The sequence below is a fragment of the Actinoplanes sp. NPDC026619 genome (genome assembly GCF_040638295.1).
Lineage (GTDB): Bacteria > Actinomycetota > Actinomycetes > Mycobacteriales > Micromonosporaceae > Actinoplanes.
On sequence record NZ_JBEZYA010000007.1, the window covers coordinates 100,332 to 116,861 of the forward strand.

At 67.6% G+C, this 16,530-nt stretch carries 15 protein-coding genes; 5 read left to right on the plus strand and 10 right to left on the minus strand.

Annotated elements, in window-relative coordinates; all coding sequences use genetic code 11:
* The first annotated feature begins 136 nt into the window (after positions 1 to 136).
* Both ftsH and folE read left to right on the plus strand, forming a co-directional pair.
* A complete protein-coding gene (gene ftsH, locus AB0E90_RS17355; protein WP_360405776.1) occupies positions 137 to 2,149 on the plus strand; it encodes an ATP-dependent zinc metalloprotease FtsH in 2,013 nt (670 codons plus the stop codon).
* Complete coding sequence (folE, locus tag AB0E90_RS17360; RefSeq protein ID WP_360406553.1) at positions 2,146 to 2,793, plus strand: GTP cyclohydrolase I FolE; 648 nt, start codon at positions 2,146 to 2,148, stop codon at positions 2,791 to 2,793. The genes ftsH and folE overlap by 4 nt, the downstream gene beginning before the upstream one ends.
* On the opposite strand, the gene AB0E90_RS17365 is transcribed toward folE, so the two are convergent.
* Complete coding sequence (locus AB0E90_RS17365; protein WP_360405779.1) at positions 2,790 to 3,275, minus strand: carboxymuconolactone decarboxylase family protein; 486 nt, start codon at positions 3,273 to 3,275, stop codon at positions 2,790 to 2,792. The genes folE and AB0E90_RS17365 overlap by 4 nt on opposite strands.
* A gap of 65 nt (positions 3,276 to 3,340) precedes the next feature.
* Here AB0E90_RS17365 and AB0E90_RS17370 point away from each other — a divergent pair, with 65 nt between their 5' ends.
* Positions 3,341 to 3,808 (plus strand): MarR family transcriptional regulator, encoded by a 468-nt coding sequence (locus AB0E90_RS17370; protein ID WP_360405782.1) that lies wholly within the window; start codon positions 3,341 to 3,343, stop codon positions 3,806 to 3,808.
* Positions 3,809 to 3,818: 10 nt separating this feature from the next.
* Positions 3,819 to 4,226: a RidA family protein gene (locus tag AB0E90_RS17375; RefSeq protein WP_360405785.1), complete on the plus strand. Its 408-nt coding sequence runs from the start codon at positions 3,819 to 3,821 to the stop codon at positions 4,224 to 4,226.
* On the opposite strand, the gene AB0E90_RS17380 is transcribed toward AB0E90_RS17375, so the two are convergent.
* Together AB0E90_RS17380 and AB0E90_RS17385 are read right to left on the minus strand one after the other, a co-directional pair.
* Positions 4,219 to 4,905 carry a hypothetical protein gene (locus tag AB0E90_RS17380; RefSeq protein ID WP_360405788.1) on the minus strand — a complete coding sequence of 229 codons (687 nt, stop codon included), beginning with the start codon at positions 4,903 to 4,905 and terminating at the stop codon, positions 4,219 to 4,221. The two genes, AB0E90_RS17375 and AB0E90_RS17380, sit on opposite strands and share 8 nt — an antisense overlap.
* The gene (locus AB0E90_RS17385; RefSeq protein WP_360405791.1) at positions 4,902 to 7,469 is read right to left on the minus strand and encodes an FtsK/SpoIIIE domain-containing protein; all 2,568 of its coding nucleotides are present in this window, start codon (positions 7,467 to 7,469) and stop codon (positions 4,902 to 4,904) included. Before AB0E90_RS17385 ends, AB0E90_RS17380 begins: the two co-directional genes overlap by 4 nt.
* Before the next feature lie 302 nt (positions 7,470 to 7,771).
* On the opposite strand from AB0E90_RS17385, the gene AB0E90_RS17390 reads away from it, so the two are divergent.
* Positions 7,772 to 8,194: a hypothetical protein gene (locus AB0E90_RS17390; protein WP_360405794.1), complete on the plus strand. Its 423-nt coding sequence runs from the start codon at positions 7,772 to 7,774 to the stop codon at positions 8,192 to 8,194.
* 1 nt (position 8,195) lies between these two features.
* Here the strand turns inward: AB0E90_RS17390 and AB0E90_RS17395 are convergent, their stop codons facing one another.
* From AB0E90_RS17395 to AB0E90_RS17425, 7 genes are all read right to left on the minus strand, one after another.
* Entirely contained in the window at positions 8,196 to 8,801 is a 606-nt protein-coding gene (locus AB0E90_RS17395) for a hypothetical protein (protein WP_360405797.1), read from the minus strand.
* Positions 8,798 to 9,913: a M23 family metallopeptidase gene (locus tag AB0E90_RS17400; RefSeq protein ID WP_360405800.1), complete on the minus strand. Its 1,116-nt coding sequence runs from the start codon at positions 9,911 to 9,913 to the stop codon at positions 8,798 to 8,800. Before AB0E90_RS17400 ends, AB0E90_RS17395 begins: the two co-directional genes overlap by 4 nt.
* Positions 9,910 to 10,455, minus strand: a complete 546-nt coding sequence (locus AB0E90_RS17405; protein WP_360406556.1) for a hypothetical protein — start codon at positions 10,453 to 10,455, stop codon at positions 9,910 to 9,912. The genes AB0E90_RS17400 and AB0E90_RS17405 overlap by 4 nt, the downstream gene beginning before the upstream one ends.
* A 5-nt stretch (positions 10,456 to 10,460) precedes the next feature.
* Positions 10,461 to 12,452 (minus strand): DMT family transporter, encoded by a 1,992-nt coding sequence (locus AB0E90_RS17410; RefSeq protein WP_360405803.1) that lies wholly within the window; start codon positions 12,450 to 12,452, stop codon positions 10,461 to 10,463.
* 1 nt (position 12,453) lies between these two features.
* Positions 12,454 to 15,750 carry an ATP-binding protein gene (locus tag AB0E90_RS17415; protein WP_360405806.1) on the minus strand — a complete coding sequence of 1,099 codons (3,297 nt, stop codon included), beginning with the start codon at positions 15,748 to 15,750 and terminating at the stop codon, positions 12,454 to 12,456.
* A gap of 103 nt (positions 15,751 to 15,853) precedes the next feature.
* Entirely contained in the window at positions 15,854 to 16,216 is a 363-nt protein-coding gene (locus AB0E90_RS17420; RefSeq protein WP_360405809.1) for a hypothetical protein, read from the minus strand.
* Between the two features lies 1 nt (position 16,217).
* Positions 16,218 to 16,490, minus strand: a complete 273-nt coding sequence (locus AB0E90_RS17425) for a hypothetical protein (protein WP_360405812.1) — start codon at positions 16,488 to 16,490, stop codon at positions 16,218 to 16,220.
* Positions 16,491 to 16,530: the final 40 nt, after the last annotated feature.

A 16,530-nucleotide genomic window follows, 5' to 3' on the forward strand; every position in this document is an offset into this window, starting at 1 on the left:
CGGCACCCACGGTGTACGGTCGAGTGACCAATGGCGCAGTGTCACTTAGCGCTGGAGGGGCCGCCGGAGGGCGGCGACGTTGAGGTCACCAGGACGCTGATCAGGAGGGTCCGGGCGCTCGTCGCCCGACAACAGCATGGAGCGTACGCGTTTCTTCCGCCGCCCGGTGGTCTGGATCATTCTGGTGATCATCGGCGTTATCGCGCTGAGCTCGTTCTTCACCAGTGGTCCGAGCTACCAGCGCGTCGATACCTCGGTGGCGCTCGAGCGCCTGAACCAGCCCGGCATCAAAAAGGTCGTCCAGAAGGACAAGGAGCAGTCGCTCCAAATCGACCTGGCGAGCCCGGAGAAGTTCGAGGGCAAGACAACCGACAAGATCGAGACCCAGTACCCGTATGAAGTCACCAGTGACATCTGGGACGAGGTCCTGCAGGCCAAACAGGCCGGCCGGATCACCGGGACGATCAACACCACGGTCTCCGGCGACAACATTCTCTTCAGCCTGCTGATCAACCTGCTGCCGATCGCCATTCTGGTGATCCTGCTGCTGCTGTTCATGTCGCAGATGCAGGGCGGCGGCTCGCGGGTGCTCAACTTCGGCAAGTCCAAAGCGAAGATGATCACCAAGGACACGCCGAAAACCACATTCGCCGACGTGGCCGGTGCGGACGAGGCGGTCGAGGAACTCCACGAGATCAAGGACTTCCTCCAGAACCCCGCGAAGTACCAGGCGCTCGGTGCCAAGATCCCGAAGGGCGTGCTGCTGTTCGGCCCGCCCGGAACCGGTAAGACGCTGCTCGCCCGGGCGGTTGCCGGCGAGGCCGGGGTCCCGTTCTACTCGATCTCCGGTTCCGACTTCGTCGAGATGTTCGTCGGTGTCGGCGCGAGCCGGGTCCGTGACCTGTTCGAGCAGGCCAAGTCGAACGCGCCGGCGATCGTCTTCGTCGACGAGATCGACGCGGTCGGCCGGCACCGCGGCGCCGGCATGGGCGGCGGTCACGACGAGCGCGAGCAGACGCTCAACCAGCTGCTCGTCGAGATGGACGGCTTCGACACCAAGGGCGGGGTCATCCTGATCGCGGCCACCAACCGGCCCGACATCCTCGACCCGGCGCTGCTGCGCCCGGGCCGTTTCGACCGGCAGATCCCGGTGGACAACCCGGACATGGAGGGCCGCAAGGCGATCCTGCGGGTGCACGCCAAGGGCAAGCCGTTCACGCCCGACGTCGACCTCGACTCGGTGGCCCGCCGCACGCCCGGTTTCTCGGGCGCCGACCTGGCCAACGTGATCAACGAGTCTGCGCTGCTGACCGCGCGTAACGAGAAGCGGGCGATCTCCAACGAGTTCCTCGAGGAGTCGATCGACCGCGTCATCGCCGGCCCGGAGCGCAAGACCCGGGCGATGAGTGACAACGAGAAGAAGATCACCGCCTACCACGAGGGCGGCCACGCCCTGGTGGCGTACGCACTGCCGCACTCCGCGCCGGTGCACAAGGTGACGATCCTTCCGCGTGGTCGCTCGCTGGGTCACACGCTGGTGCTGCCGACCGAGGACAAGTACACCCAGACCCGGGCCGAGATGATCGACACCTTGGCGTACGCGCTGGGTGGCCGGGCCGCCGAGGAGCTCGTCTTCCACGAGCCCACCACCGGCGCCGGCAACGACATCGAGAAGGCCTCCGGTCTGGCCCGTGCCATGGTCACGCAGTACGGCATGAGTTTGAAGCTGGGCGCCGTGAAGTACGGCACCAGCGGGGACGAGCCGTTCATGGGCCGCAACATGGGGCACGAGCGGGACTACTCCGACTCGGTAGCTGCCGACATCGACTCGGAAGTGCGGGCGCTCATCGAGCTCGCACATGACGAGGCGTGGGAGATCCTGGTGGAATACCGGGACGTCCTCGACAGCATGGTCCTCGAGCTGATGGAGAAGGAAACCATCACCCGCGAGGACATGGACCGGATCTGCGAGCGTGTGGTCAAGCGCCCGCCGATGTCGCCGTTCAACGGCTTCGGCAAGCGGCTGCCCTCCGAGGCGCCGCCGGTCCTCACCCCCGCCGAGCGGGAGAAGCTGAAGGCACAGGCCGAGGCGGACGGGCAGATCGCGGTCGGCCCGAACCCGAACGGCACGGTGGAAGGCAGCAACTGATCTCCGACGACGACGAGCTCGACTATCTCGCCGCGCGCCTGGTCGACGGCAAGCTCACCGGAACCCCGGTGGAGCAGGCCGTCGACCTGGCCCGGATCGAGAAAGCGGTCCGGGAAATTCTCATCGCGATCGGTGAGGACCCGGACCGCGATGGTCTCACCCGCACCCCGGCCCGCGTCGCCCGCGCGTACGCGGAGCTCTTCGCCGGCCTGCGGGTCGACCCGGCCAAGGTCCTCACCACCACGTTCGAGGCCGATCACGAGGAGTTCGTGCTCGTCCGCGACATCGAGGTGATGAGCATGTGCGAGCACCACCTGCTGCCGTTCAAGGGCGTGGCGCACGTCGGCTACATCCCGGGTCCGCACGGCCGCATCACCGGTCTGTCGAAACTGGCCCGGCTCGTCGAGGTCTACGCCCGCCGCCCTCAGGTGCAGGAACGCCTCACCTCGCAGATCGCCGACCTGCTGCTGGAGCGGCTCGAGGCGCGCGGAGTGATCGTGGTGCTCGAGTGCGAGCACCTGTGCATGGAGATGCGCGGGATCCGCAAGGTGGGCGCTCGCACGGTGACCAGCGCGGTCCGCGGAGCCTTCCAGACCGACGGCAAGGTCCGCGCCGAGGCGATGGCGTTGATAAACGCCCGCTAGGCCCTCACCAGGCGATTCGCCAGGGTCGACATCGTGTAGGTGCCGATGCCGAGCACCACCTCCAGGGCGTTGCGGGTCGTGTAACCCGCCTTTTGGAACTCCTCGATCTCCTCGTCGGGCACCTCGCCCGCGGTGGCGAGGACTTTTTCGACAAACTGCCTGAGTGCTTCTCGCTGCGGATCGGGGAGCGGGCCGCCCTCGCGCAGCGCCGTGATCAACTCCGGGCCGCCGGTCATTTTGCGGAGGCGGCCGGTGTGCATGGCTATGCAGACCTGGCAGCCGTTGCGGACGGCGATCGTCATGACCACCACCTCGCGGCTGAGCGGATCGAGCGTGCTGCTCTCGAAGAGCTTGCTGGCCTGCAGGAACCCGCCGAGCATCTCGGGCGACTCGGCGAGCAGGGCGATGGCCTCGTGCGTCGGGCCCTGCATGAACGGCCGGGACGCGGCCGGGGCAGACTCGAGGGTGTGCTGGATGAACACGATCTTCTCCCATAGGATCGACAACGTGGTTGTCCAAACAGTAAACCAGGTTGTCGAGTTTGCCAATGTCTGACTCCGATCCGCCCGGCTGGGAACTGCCCCTGCTGCTGTTCGCCGGCTTCCGTTCACTGATCGACCAACTGCACGCCTCGCTGGCCGAACGCGGCCACCCGGACGTGCGGCCGGTGCACGGATTCGCCATGCAGGCCATCGGGCTGCACGGGGCCAGCACCAGCGAGATCGGGCGGCGGCTCGGCGTCTCCAAGCAGGCGGCCGGGAAGACCGTCGACCGCCTGGCCGAGCTGGGCTACGTGGAACGCGTCGACGACCCGCGCGACGCCCGCAGCAAGCTTGTCCGGCTCACCCCGCGCGGCCTCGACTCGCTCCGGCAAGCGGCGGCGATCTTCGACGAACTGCGGGCCGGCTGGGTCGCGCAGCTCGGCCTGGACCGCGTACGCCTTCTGGAGACCTCGCTGCGGGCCGTCGTGCCGGCCACCGGATATCCGGTCGATGTGCCCGGCTGGTTCGGGTGATACTGCCGTCGTGCTGCACAAATTCAACCCGCCCGGCATCCACGACCCGGCCGGCTACAGCCATGTGACCATCACCGGCGAGGGGCGGCTCGCCCACCTGGCCGGCCAGTGCCCGCTCGCCCTCGACGGCACGGTGGTCGGCGCCCCCGGCGACTACGACGCGCAGACCGACCAGGTCATTGCCAACTGCCTGACCGTCCTCGCGGCCGCCGGCGCCACACCCGGCGACGTGGTCCGCTCGATCATCTATGTGGTCAGCGCGGACAGCGCCGTGCTCGCCGCGGTCTGGGATCGGCTCAACGCGTCCGCGCTCGCCGACGCCTTCACCACGGCCAGCACACTGCTCGGGGTTACCACGCTCGGTTACCGCGGCCAGCTCGTCGAGGTCGACCTGACCGCCTATCTTGCGGCTATTTGAAGAAGGCGAGCAGGCCGACGCCCATACAGGTCAGGAGCACCGGGGTGAGGCAGGTGACGGCGCCCAGGATCGGCGTGCGGTCGACCGGCTCGGGGCCGCCGCCGTACACGAAGCCGATCGTCACCCAGCCCAGGCCGAACGCCAGCACCGGCATGCTCAGCCCGCACAGCAGCGCATAGGTCGGCACCGAACCCTGCGGCGCCACCAGGTAAAGCACGATCTGCACGATCAGCACCGCGGCCGCGAACGGTCCGTACACCAACAGGTTGCGAATCCATGGCCGTAGCGGACTCGCCGGGGCCGGCCCGATGATCGTGTTGTCTGCCGCGTCCGCGGTCACTCGCGCCTGCTGCAACGCCACCACCACCGCGGCCGGGCCGCCGGCCACGGCCCGCGCTGCCGCCTCCCGCTCGGCCTGCCGCGGGATCAGCTCCCCATCCGGTACGCCGAAATCGCGCACCATCCGCAGCTGCTGGGGAACGAGCCGTGCGCGGACCGCCTCGAGCTCCTGGCGCGCGACCGTGGTCGCCGCCTGCTGCTCGCTCGCCGCGGCGCTGGCGGCGCGGCGAACCGCATCCAGGCTCTGCGCGGCGGCCAGGTATTCCGCCCACGGTCCCGGCGCCGGCTCGGCCGGCTGCACCGGAATCGCGCCGGTCGTCTCCTGCTGCTGCTCCGTCATAGCTCTTCGCTCTCGGGCTGCAGGAACGGGACCACGGTGGCGGTGCGGTCGGCATGCCGGTCGTGCAGGAGCGCGCGGTTCGGCCGCGGCTGCCAGTCGATCGGGCGGCCCAGCATCAGCGCCACATCGGACTGCGGTACGTTCAGGAACATCAGCCCGGCCACGTCACCGATGCTGCCGTCCGTTTCCTCGCTGAACCGGCGCAGGCCCCGCCACCAGGACAGCAGGTGCACCCCGCGGCCCGGGCCGTCGCACAACAGCTTGCGCAGGCCCGGCAGGCTGCCCGGGCTCACCGCGTCCATCCCGAAGACCACCCGGTAACCCGGAGTGCCGAGATCTGCCAGCTCGGCGGCCAAGCCGGTCGCGTCGACCAGCGAGACCTCCTGCCGGTGCCCGATCTCGGCCGCCAGCCGCTCGGCCAGCTGATCACCCTCGGCCACCAGCGACGCGATCACGAACCGGGTCGTACGCGGCTGGTGGAACGCGGCCACACTGCGAGCCGCCGCGTCCAGCACCTCCGAACCCGACGCCTGCGAGCCGAAGATCGCCAGGTGCCGGCCGGGCGCCGAATCCAGCGGGAACGCCGCCGTCGACAGGTTCACGTCGATCACCCGGCCCACCAGCGCCGCCGGCCGGGCCGCGCGACCCGCCAGCGCGGCCCGATAGGTCGGGTCATCGGCCAGATGCTGGTGCGCGTAACCGGCGAAGATGCGCGGCGGCAACGCCTCCGGATCGCGAGCACCCCACAATTTGTGCCGCAGATCGCTCAGCACGTCCTTGTCCGCATGCGGATCCGGGAACCGCACCACCCGCTCGTGGCCCCGGGTCGCACCACGCGGACCGCCCAGGCCACCCGCCGTGTTGACCACCGCGGTGCCCAGCGGCAGACCGGCCGCGGCATCGTTGGTCGGCTCCAGCACGTCGCCACCGCCCGGCAGGGCAATCCGAACCGGGAACTGGCCGAAGACCGAGTCACGTTTCGCGTAGAGCGCTTCCACGCCCAGCACGGTCTGGCTCGCCAGGATCAGATGAATGCCGTACGACCGGCCTTTGCGCGCCAGCGACTCCAGCAGAGCCACCGCCTCGGTGGCGATCGGGTCGTTGCCGGCCAGCAGCACCTGGAACTCGTCGATGACACAGAGGACCCGCGGCAACGGCTTGCCCTCCGCCTGCCGCAGCTCAGCGAAACGGCTGACACCCGCTTGCTCGTACGCCGCCGAGCGCCGGGTCATCTCCGAATCCAACTCGCGCAGGACCGCCAGACCGTACTCCCGGTCGGACTCGACACCCACCGCGCGGGCGTGCGGCAACCAGGTGCGGTCCCGCAGGGTCGGCACGAACTCGGCGAACGACACGCCCTCCTTGAAATCCAGGAGGTAGAGCGCCATCTCGGCCGGGCTGTAGCGAGCGCCCAACCCATACAACACGTTGATCAGGAAAGCGGTCTTGCCGCCACCCGCCCGGCCGCCCACCAACCAGTGCGGGCCCAGATCGTTGAAGCTCAACTTCAACGGGGTGTCCCCGTCCTGGCCCACCACCGTGCTCAACCCATCAGCCGCATCGGCCGCCCAGGTCTCGCCCGGGTCCGGCAGCAGGTCCGACAGGCGGACCCGGGACGCGGCGGACGGATCCGTGGCCAACTCGCGGCAAACCGCGTCGATCAGGTGCGGTGGCGGCTCCTTGTCGAGATCGACCCGCGCGTTCAGCCACCGCGCCTCCGGTATGGAGCCGAACGTCGCGCCGGGCGGATCACCGACCACCGCATACGGATTACGCACCGACACCATCATCGTGCGCGGCAACGGCGGCTGGGTCGTCTCCGCGGTCAGCGGCGGCGGAGGCCACCCCGCCACGATCAGGTGCAGGCCCGAGTCGGGCCCCTGCTGAGCCAGCGCCGCAATCCGGCGCAACTCCTCACCCTCGGTGAGCTCCGGCAGGCTGGCGATGACCACCAGCTTCATCCGGTCACGCCGCCCCCGCCGCGGCGCCGCACCCCGCCCCGGCCGCAGCCACTTCTCGGCGTCGGCCAGCACCTCCCGCAGCCCCTGCCGGTCAGTGGCCGGCGGCTCCATCAGGCCGGCGTCGGTCAGATCGGCGAACGGCGCGAACACCGCACCCCCACCGACCCCGTCGACCGCCCGCACCAGCAGCGACCCCGCCGGCGCCGCCGCGAGCAGCCGCAGCAGCAAACACCGCAGCAGCCCGAAAACCCGCTCGTCGGTCGCGCTCGCATCAATGGCCAAATGCCCGGTGCCGAGCAGCGGCACGATCACCGGGAACCGCGCGTCATCCAGCAGCTGAGCCACGCCCAGCCGAACGAACTGCGGCGGAAACACACCCCCCAGCGGCGTGTTGGCCGACTGCGCGTCGAGCGGCGCACCGAGCCACCCCGGCGCCAGCATCGACGCGGCCGAACGCAACTCCGCGGCCAGCGTGTGCTGCTCGAGCGGGTCGACGGCCAGCCCAGCGTCACTCTCCAGCACGGCCGCGGCCGCCTCGGCAGTCGCCACCGCCTGCCGGTGCAGGGCAGCAGCCTGCTGGACCCGCAAACCCGAATCCGCCACCGCCCTCACCTCCTGTGTGCGGATAAAACCTATCCCAGAGTGGGGCCGGCATCGCGTTCCCGGGGGTCAGCAGGTTGCGCGCCGCGTACATTCACATGCTTGGGTGGTGTGGCACGGTTCGGGTGCCGGGAGGCACTACTGTCGTATGTGTGCAGCCGCAGGAGCCCATAACCGGACCCGCATCGCAGCCGCCCCAGGCGCGGCCCCCGATGCCAGTGTCCGGCGGCCCACCCGGCTTCCCCCCGCCACCGGCCCTCCCCCCAGGCAAACGAGCCAACCGCCGCATCCGCCTGATCCTGGCCATGGTGGCCGGCTTGCTAGGCCTCCTATGCCTAGGCGGCGTAGGCGTAGCCATCTCCCTCTACGACGGCGCCACAGAAATCAAACGCACCGCCCCAGACGCTGTCGTCGACAATTTCGTGCGCGCCTACCTCGTGAACCGCGATGAGAAGGAAGTTCAGCTTTACGCCTGCAAATCTGGCGCGGACTTTGCGCAGCTGGATGCCTATCGAACGGACATCGAGAATCGCGAGTCTCGCTATTCGATGAGCATCCAGGTTACCTGGGAAGGCTTACGCGTCTCCACTAACGGAACGAAAGGTAGCGTCGAGCTCGACCTGACACGTGCAATCCAAGATGGCAGCGAGCAGATAACTAACACTTGGCGCTTCGATGTTGTGGATCAAGACGGTTGGCGTGTCTGCGGAGCCAACGAGGTCAAATAACCTATTCAACCCAGAGTAGGTGTATTGCGACCTCAAGCGTCCTGGGTGCCCGGCCATTCCAACCCCAACGATACCAATCCAGCTCCTCAGCTACTCGAGCGCAGATGTCGCCATCGCTGTTCGTGTGAGGCTCGGTAACTGCACGGAGATCGCGTTGCTCGCCGCCGTCGTCCAGTAGCCGGATAACTCTCCGTCCAGTTAGCGCACCGGCGTCAAGGGCTGAAACTGGGACACGACGTGGCGGTTCGTCAATGGAGACCAGCCGGGAAATCAAGTCACCGGTAGGCGCGAAAGCACCGGTGACACCGAGTTCCTCGATCCATACGCGCTCGACCGGCACGAGCGGAGCGAAGACCTCAGTCTGTTCTGCTTCGGCGCGATACCACTCGCCCTCAGACATCACCGGCACATACGTCCTGCTGCCCTGCACTACCTTCTCGTCGGCTCGCATCTCGGAGCGCCAGCCAAGGCCGGGTAGGCCGACAATCGCGCGCCTGCCACGTAGCTGACCGACCATCGTCGCAGGCGTCGGCACGATGGGTCGTGGCGGATCCAGTGCCCAGTCCGGATGCCCAGCGAAGGGGTCGGGCATTGATTCGCCCGTCATCCCTGACCTCCCAATGGCGAGCCCTGTTCCCGCATGAATGGCACCGGGTCGATGGCGCCGGCGCTGGACCGATCGTTGTTGAGGTGCACCTCGAAATGCAGGTGCGGCCCGGACGAATTACCGCTCGTGCCGACCCTTCCGATGACCTCACCGGCTGTGACTTCCTGGCCCTCTTTCACGAAGGGCCGCTGCACCATGTGGCAGTACCGCGTCATGATGTTACCGGCGTGCTGGATCTCTACCATCCAGCCACAGCCGCCCTTGCCCGGATATCCGTCGACATTACAGGTCTGCCGACCGCTGTGGTCCTCGTCGCACTTCACCTTGGAGACGATCCCGCTCGCTGCTGCGTGGATCGGCGTGTACCGCCCGACGATCAGGTCGACCCCTTGATGCGTGGGTCTGGAAGCGGTGCGGAAGCCGGAACCGACCGCGGCCTTCACCGGATTGGTCCAGCCCGAGGCGGCGATGTCGCCGGCCGCCGCGCAGACCAAGCTGACCGAATTCCCGATCGCGGCGGCGGCACCGTCTGCAAGCATGTTGACGATCTGAGTGGCCACCGGCTCGTGCTTCGCGTAAGCGTCCGGGTAGGCGCTGATCTGGACCCGTTGTGCCGCCTCGGTGAGCGGCATGTTCTCCCAGCCTTCGATCGTCTTGAGTTTTTCGTAGAACTTCGTGCTCGCATAGACCGGATCCGTGACCTGCGCGGGCGTCCCCCACCCGGAACTGGGCCGCTGTTGGAAGAGACCGAGCGAGTCGTGATCGTTGCGAGAGCCCAGATTCCCCAGGTTCGTCAGGCGGGACTCCTGCATGGCAGTAGCCACTGCGATTACCCAGGCCCGCGGCGGTAGCTTGAGGTCGCTGCCGACGTTGATGATGATTGCCGCGTTCCGGATCTGCGCTGCACCGTAGGAGCGGACACGCGGGAGCTTGGAGTCCGGGTCAACCGGGCCGCCCTTGCCACAGCCGACCGCCGTATTCAGCTTGTTCGACCCGTCGTCGGTGAGCCCTCCAAGCAGGATCGCGGTAACGCTACCGCCGCAGCACAGGAGCGCCAGCGTCGCGACCACGGCAACGAGGATGACAATCTTCCGTGGCCGCGGGACTTTCATGACCCGTCCCAGTCGATTCCGTCGACGAGCCAATGTCCGTCTGGCGCAACCAGGCGCAGATTGAGCTTGCCGGAATCCATCGTGACGACCGCGTTCACCACGGTCGTGCCGACCGGCACGAGGCTGGGCTGGCCGATTACCCGGTCGGCCGGAACGCCGGCCGGGTCAACACCGTTCAGCTCATCCGCGAGGTTTTTGGTGGCGTTGGGCAGCAGCCGGTCGCGCCACGCCTTCGGCGTGACGCCCTTGTGGTTGGCCCACGCCGAAGCGAAGGCGTAGGCGACGGTCTCTGGCTGCGCCCGCCCCGGAATCGTGGACGGGCTAGGGGGCGGGTCCGAGTCGATGATGCTGTCGTCATCGCTCGGATCGATGCTGATCGCCGGCGCTGGCGAGGCGTTGCTCAGCGACGGTGAGTTCGATTCGCCGTCGGAGAACAGCCGCCCGATGCCGACCACCGCCGCGATGATGACGACGATGACGATGGCTACGCCCCATCGCGAGCGGAAGATGCTGTTGAGACCTTGTTCGAGTATGCGGGGCATTCGAATCACTTAGCCTCGGTGCGCACCCGTGGAGTCGCCGGTTCCCGGGTGGTGTTCCCGGTCTCCGGCCGGTAGATCGCATAGGACGCCGGCTGTTCGGACACGTCCGGCTCGGTCCAGCCGGTGCTACGCCGCGGAAGATTCGGCGCACCTGGCTTCTGACGCGGCGCATCACCCGTCGTCGTCACGGGTCCGTCGTCGCGGGCCGACTCGATGCCGTCGGGTCGGGTCTGCGCCGTTGCCATCTCCCGGCCGCCTCCGGTCCGCGCCGACTCGAGTTCCCTGCGGTTGCCGGCGTGTGCCGGATCCTCGAGACGTGCTTCCGGGCGGAGGTTGGTTTGATCGGCATATACGGTCCGCCCATTCCGGCCCATGGTCGGCTCCCGGGTGCCACCTCCGTCGGCGATGTCGAGCTTCGCCGCCTCACGCATGTCCCGGAAGAATCGCCGGTGCCACGATCCGCCCGACACGATGGCCCGAGTTCCGTCCTTACCCCCCAACTGGGTGATCCGCCGATACGGACGAAGCAGCAGCCAGCCAACAATGCCGCAGAGCCACACAAGTACGACCTGCAGCCAACCGGGAAGACTGGCGGTGTTCATGATGAGATCGACCGCGAACAGATAAATGGCTGCGCCGGTGCCGAAGATCGCGATGTTGAAGACGGCGGCGACCACAGCATTGCCGAGACGCCGAATTCCTGCGCTCGCCGGTCGCAGAAGGCCGATTGTGCCAAGAATAGGTGCGGCAATGACAGCCCATCGGAAGATTAAGAAACCGAGCAGCACGAGAATCGAAGCAGTCAAATCGAACATCGCGAACATGAATGCGGCGAGCATGGCGATGAAGCCAGCTCCGATGCGATCCATGCCATTAACGCCCTGAAGATACTCGTAGGCTTCCGGATCTTCCTGCTTGATCTGTTCGGCGACCTTTTCCCACTGCGTATTCTTAGCCTTGAGCGTCGCCTCGCGTGTCTCGGGATTCTGCCGAATCTTCTCCGCCTCACCCCAAGTGAGAGACCGGGCATCGTAAAGCGCGCGACCATATTTCTGAGCCGTGACACTGTCTGCGGAACCAAGAATTCCACGAAGCCAGTTGCGATAGAGCATGGTGTCTGTCGCGGTGTCGCTAGCACGAACCGCAGGGGGCCTGTTGTCCTTGCATGCCGCGGGATCGCCGAGTTTGCATCCAGCAGAGGTATCGCCGTCGGCTGGCTGTGGACCAACCGCATCATGGACAACGCCCAATGAGGTAATAAGGCTTTGATCTGCGATATTCGCAGACTTGACTGGCCATGCGGCGATCGCGGTGACAATCACCATTATCAGAATTGCCCAGCCGGCCGTCGTGGTGGCGGCGCCCATGTCTGCTTGGCGTGAGCGCCAAAGGAGGTACAGGCCAACGATTGCTAGCGTAATGGTGCCGAATACACTGAATACCTTTTCGTAGACTGCCTTGGTGGCTTGATCGACCAGTGGATCGGCCCAGCCCCAGAGCGATGCTGGGTCCCAAGCGCGCTCACGGAGTGCGTTCGAAGCGCCGATTACGGCTGTGGCCACCATGAATTCGCCGTTGGCGACGGTCGTCTCGAATTTGTAATCAGGATCTATGAGAGTCGAAGCGCAACCACTATCAAGGTCATATGTCGTATAGCTATATCCAGCGTAGCCGTATTTACTGTAAATTCCCTGTGGCCCTGGCAAGGTGGAGGAAGCGGGGCGCTCGGCGAACCAGCCGGCGAGACCGGAGTCTGGCGTGCTGGGCGTTGGCGGCAGGAGGCACTCGGCGCGATTAGCGCTCACGTCTGCCAGGCGGCTTACACATGACTTGAAGTCCTGTTGCCATTCCTCCGTGCTGCATGCGCCGCCTGGCGCTCGCAGCACGCCGCCGCCGACTGCGGCGCCGGCCGGCGCGGGCGCAGCCACGGCCCAAACGATTGACGCCACCACCGTGACGAACATCGTCATGGCCAGCGCTAACGCCCGCCGCACCATCTCATGCCTCCAGGTCGGACGGCGACATCGGAAGTGCCGTAGGCGCCGACTTGGCCGCCGCGGGCGTGGTGTCCAGGTGCTCCAGCAGACCTTCAACGTACGACACGTCGACACGTACCTTCTGGACCCGGCCGTCCACGTCCCGCATCACGAACTCGCGGAATCCGAGTCGGCTGGACGACGACGTGTCGACCTGGGACAGCGAGGCGAGGGTGGCCTCGTACCCGTCGTGGACCGGCACCCGCAGGAGGCGCAGGGCTTCCGACGCGATCTCCTGGTCTTCGGCGATGCGGCCGACGAAGACCGTGGAGACGAGGTTTTGCACGTCCAGGCCGAGGATGTCGCGCGGGTTCTGCGAGGCGACCAGCGCTGCCAGGTTCCACTTGCGGGAGTCGCGGGCGAGGCGGACCAGGAAGGATCGTCCGGAGCGCCAGCCCTCCATGAAGTGGGCCTCGTCGAGGCCGACCATCTTGCGCGAGGACATCGAGCCGCCGTAGCAACGGCGAACCGCGAGCCGGTGGGCCGTGTGGAGCATGGGCAGGGCGAGTGACTCCTCGGCCGACCAGTACTCGCGTTCGATCTTCAGGTCGGGCAGGCGGAGGCCGGCCATGGTGATGACGGTGAGGGCGGCGTCGGCGCCGAGGAGGTGGGGCGGCGGCGAGCCGAAGAACAGCAGCGCCAGCGGCATCTCTGCGGTGTCGAGGAGCAGGTTGGCGAGTTCCTTGCCGTCGTCGTCGAGGCCCTGGAGGGTGCGGACGACGTCGTCGAGGGTGGAGGTCTCCTCGGCTGGGACCTGCCGGACGGCGTGCCGGAGCAGGGTCGCGGTGGATGCTTCCTTGGCGACCTGCGGCGGCACGAGCATCGAGCAGATGTCCTGGACGAGCATGCGGCGCTCGGCGCGGGCGTTGGAGATGGCGATCTCGAACTCCCGGTCGCCGCCGGGCCCGGTCGGGAACTCGGAGCGGATCGGGGTGGGGATCAACGCGTACGGCGCCAGCGTGCCCTGTTCGGAACCGGTCAGGTTGAGCACCCGGGAGTACGGCTTCAGCTCCGGCATGGAGCAGAGGCGGGCGAGTGGGCCGGACGGGTCGAGCAGTGTGACCTGGACGCCGCGCCGGGCGTTCAGGTAGCCGAGCGCGCCCATCAGGGTCGACTTGCCACCGCCGGGCTCGGCCACGAACACCGCGAGGCCGGAGCGTTCCCGCACCTCCATCGGGAAGTGCAGGTCGAGGAAGACCGGACGGCGGCAGGTCCCCGACGTACGCCCGATGAGGTCTCCCCGCCGGTCGCCGACGGTCGAGGCCGCTTGCGGCACCGCCGCGGCCAGCAGTTTGACCGGCATCCGCCGGACGTAGCCGGTGTTGGCGATGGGCTCGCCGGGGATGAACTCGCGGGCGAGCTGGTCCTGGTTCTTCGGGTGCTGCAGGGAGATGCGCAGCTCTCGCGAGTAGAGCTGGATGAGCCGGCGGGCGCGTTCGAGGCATTCCTCGCGGGAGGAGCCGCTGACCGCGATCCGGTGCCAGCCGTGCGCCCGGGCCGATTCGACCGGCAGGCCGGTGGTCATCTCGTCGCCGATGACCAGGGCACGCTTGGCGAGACGTTCCAGTTCGGGCGGCGCGTCGATGCCGTGCTCGGCGTAGTCGAGCTGCTGCGACCGGATCATCCGGAGCCGGTGCTCGAGGTTCTTGAACGAGCTGCCGGAGCCGAGGATGTCGATCCGCGAGGAGATCTCCATCGGCCAGGGCAGCCGCTCGTGGAAGTGCAGCCAGGGCTCGTGTTTCTCGGGGATCTCGAGGGGTTCCATCCGGCCGACGGAGAGGACGGCGACGTGCCGTTCCTCGCCGGTCATCCGGTTGACCAGCTTGACGGTCGAGCCGTACGGCGTGCGGTAGCGCTCGATCTGTTCGGTGAGGGCGAGCAGGTCGCCGGTCTCCCATTGGCCGTTGGTGATCGGGGAGAGCATCGAGGGCGGTGCCATACCCAGCGCCACCGAGCGGTAGAGCAGCCATTCCAGTTCGGCCGGTGTGATCCGGCGGCCGCGCATACCGAACGCGCTGAGCACCTCGTCGAACTGCTCGACGGTGCGGCCGAGCTTGCGTCGTTCGCCGTCGGTGGTGCCGCGCCCGAAGACCCGCATGATCCGCTCGGCGAACGTGTCGCCGAGGGAGCGCCGGGCGAACGTGACACCGAGGTAGGTCTGTCCTTCGGCATGGTTGACCGAGAGCAGGTGCCGCTGGGCCGCGACGAGGTGGTCGGACCAGGAGACCCCACCGCGTACGTCGGGCAGGGGCTTCGGGGTGAACGAGTCGACCGTGCGGGCCCACTCGTCGGCAGGGAAGGGCCGGTTGGTGCGGCGCAGGTGCAGCCGGAAACCGGCCAGGCCGGCATATTGCTCGGAGATGGCCGACAGCAGCGCCTCGCGCTCGGCGTCCGGCCGGAACGCCCAGCGCACCTCGGGCAGGGAGTACCACGCCGTGACCGTGCTCTGGGTGAAGGTCAGGTGCCCGGCGATCTCGCTGATCGCGAGCTCCATCGCCGGATCGCGGTCGCCAAACTTGATCTTGTTGGGCCGCAGCGGCGCGGGCTTGACTTCCTTCCGCTTCTTCGGCTGCGCCGGAAGGTTCTCCTTCTTCCGGGCCGGCGACTTCTCCCTGCGCTTCGTGGGTGGTTGCGCGGGCTCGGCCGGTACGGGCAGGGCCGTCTCCGGTTCCGGCTGGACCGGCGGAGCGTACGGCTGGACGGCCGCGCTCGTGTCCTCGCGGACGGCCAGGGTCGGCCACGGGTTCGGCGGTTCGGCGGTCGTCGACGGGCCGGCCGGCCACTCGTCGAAGTCGGGCCAGTCGCCGCCGTTCTCCTGATAGTAATCGGGCTTCGGCCCGGCGGGCGCCCGATTGAACGGCCCCTCGGCGGTCGGCGGAGGCGGCGGGGTGGCAAACGGTGGCCGCGCCGGCGGCGGAGGCAACGGTGAAGGCGCAGGCGGTGCGGGGGTCGGCGCCTGGATCGTCGGCATCGACTTGGGCGCCGGCGGTGTCGGGGAGTCGAAATCGAATCCGAAGTCGAACTCCGGATCGGACTGGGGCTCGCTCGGCGCCGGGCTGGCGGACACCGGCGGCGCCGCCCCGCCGAAGAGGTCGAGGAAGGGGGAGTCGATGTCCAGGGTGGGGTCGACGGTGCCGTTGCGCGGGCGGACCGGCTGGGGCGCCTGGAAGACGCCGACCGCGCCGTGACTCGGCGCGGCCACGAACTCTTCCGGGTTCGCATCCGCCGAATCAGGCGAAGAGTAGTGGTCCGAACGCATACCGTTACTCTGCCTGCCCGGCGTCGTGGCATCCGCGCGGGGCTGCCCGTGCGGTGAGGGTCCGGTCATGCGCCGGCCCCGAGGGAGCCCATGGAAAAACTGGTCATACCAACTCCTCCCGAACCCGGATACGAGTGGCGACAAGTCTTGGGTCGCGCTGCTCGACGGCCGGTTCGCGAGTGCGGCGCCAGTCGGTGAGCGCGGTCTTGATGACCAGCCGGGCCGGTCGGTCCGGGTCGACATGCCGGAACACGTAGGACGTGCTGACCATGGCGAGGGAGATTTCCCAGGCCGGGAACGGGTCGAAGTCGAACGTGATCAGGTAGTGCAGGAACATGAAGACCGGAACCAGCAGGACGAACATCCCGTACTGCGCGTACGGCAGGTGGATGGGCAGCGTGTAGCCGGGCGGACCGAGGTAGACCAGGCGCGCCCGGTAGATGTCGTCGTCGGTACGGAGCCGCATCTCAGTTGAAGATCAGCTTGATCAGGGCGTCGCCGACGAAGAACAATGTGGCCGCACCGGCGATGAACGCGAGGCCGACGATGGCGATCGCAGAGCTGGTGAGCACCTTGGATATCTCGCCCCGGCTGGCTCGTCCGATGAAGATGACGCCGAGGACCGCCAGCAGGATGGGTGCGATGTTGCTGGCGAAGAAAGTGACGATCCCTTGGGTGTTGATGCCCTTGGGGTCTGCGGCCAGCGTCGCAACGTGAGTGGCGAGCTCTGTGGCGATCATTGATAAACCTCCCCGTGTCCGGTTAGGGGGATCCGGACAC